The following is a 1,580-nucleotide window of genomic DNA, read 5'->3' on the forward strand; positions in this document are numbered from 1 at the left end:
GGTTCTGTTCACCCTGCTGGCACTGTTCTGGCTGCCCTTAGGCAACTCCCGAAAAATAGCGTAACAGGCTCACGCCGGTGTTGGTTGAATCACAACATGATACTTCGGTAGATGCTCATGGCGCTGAAGGCGTTGCTCGATCGTTTCGAAAGCCTGCTTTGTCAGGGAGACGCCTTTCTCGTAGACCTGGTCCAACAGGTGAATCGCCGGTTCAACGGTTTTCCATGTCATGGTGCAAGCCCAGGCGACAGTGGTCTTGACGGAATCGAGCAAGGCGCCGTTCCAGTGCCTTTCCAAAGCACTCCAGCAGCGCTCAATCGGATTGTATTTGCTATGGTAGGGTGGATAGTAGACCAAGACGATCTCTAAGCCAGTCTGCTCGGCAAACGCGACCATCCGCGCCATCAACTGCGTGCGCCGGCTCTGGAGTTCAGGGCCATTGTCGAGGTTGATGACGAGTTGGTTGATGTGTGCGTAGCGTGCTTGGTTGTCCTGCCACCAGTGGTACAGGCAGTCGACAATGAAATCGCTGGTCTCACGTGAAGTGCCAAAGAGGATGGTCAGCCAGCCGGCCATGACATCGAGGATGCCGAAGGGAACGAGCTTGCAGTCCGGCTTGAAGTCGTGATCGGCGGCTTCTACGGACTGAGCGCCTCGTGAGCACCCCCGTCGGGAGTAGGGGCCGATGTCAACCTTCGCCTTGGTATCGATGGAAATGCGAAGCGAATCCGGGCGTTGATCGGATGCGTCGTTGGCGTCGTGAACCGTTTTGAAGATCGCATCGGTCTCCGCAATGCGCTTGATCGGTTTCTTTTTCTGAACCCGTCTCAAGCGATAGCCGTGTCGGTTGAGGATCACGCCAAGGGTGTTCTCATGCGGCAGTTGTTCATCGCTCCAGCCTTTCTCGTCCATCAGCGCCTGACGCAACGCCTTCGCCGTCAGTCGGGTGTACTGAAAGCGGCTTTGGAACTTGGGATCGGCCTGGCTGTGCGGTTCGACCAACGCGAGGATATCCTCCAGCAGCTTGGGCTGCGCGTCTTCGCACTTGTGTCGACCGCGCAAGGAAAAGTTGTCGATACAGGTGACGCCGGTGCGCAACTCGTTGAGTCCAAGCGCGACGGTCTTGCTCGACCACCCAAAGACCGTCTGCGCCTTGCGCGCACTTCCATGGAGATAGTCTAAGGCGACTTGCGCTTCAAACTGCCTCCGCTTCGGTCCGGTCAGTTTGTTGGCCGCGTCTCGGATCGTTTGAATCACGGTCTCGGTCAGTTGGAGTTCGGTGTCTTGCATGGTGAACAACAGTGTGAACGGCTTGGGCTTAACCATACCTGCAAGGTGACTCGCAAGCGACTACTTCTGTGATGCTATTTGACGGGAGTTGCCTAGAGCCATTGGCAAGGTCCGTTACCGACCCAATTCCGCTGTTAGCTTCTTCGGTGGCAACGACCGCTTCGTGCCAATCAGCGGTGACATACCTGTGTGGAATCTGCCGCACCGGTCTGGCCGTGATAGTCGAGATGAAGCCATGGAATGCGGCATCCGCGGTCGTTCAGTAAGCTGACATCGAGCCAAAAGAGCGC

Annotated in this window: 1 protein-coding gene; it reads right to left on the reverse strand. The window is 56.7% G+C overall.

What is annotated here, in order from left to right:
* Positions 1 to 69 precede the first annotated feature (69 nt).
* Positions 70 to 1,326, reverse strand: coding sequence for an ISAzo13 family transposase (locus tag VBE63_RS29050; RefSeq protein WP_323686454.1), 1,257 nt, complete (start codon positions 1,324 to 1,326; stop codon positions 70 to 72).
* Positions 1,327 to 1,580: the final 254 nt, after the last annotated feature.

Source organism: Lamprobacter sp. (genome assembly GCF_034860625.1).
GTDB lineage: Bacteria > Pseudomonadota > Gammaproteobacteria > Chromatiales > Chromatiaceae > Lamprobacter.

Bases quoted from the DNA above. Each gene is read 5' to 3' on its own strand.
- VBE63_RS29050 (WP_323686454.1), bottom strand. From the start codon at position 1,326: ATGGTTAAGCCCAAGCCGTTCACACTGTTGTTCACCATGCAAGACACC.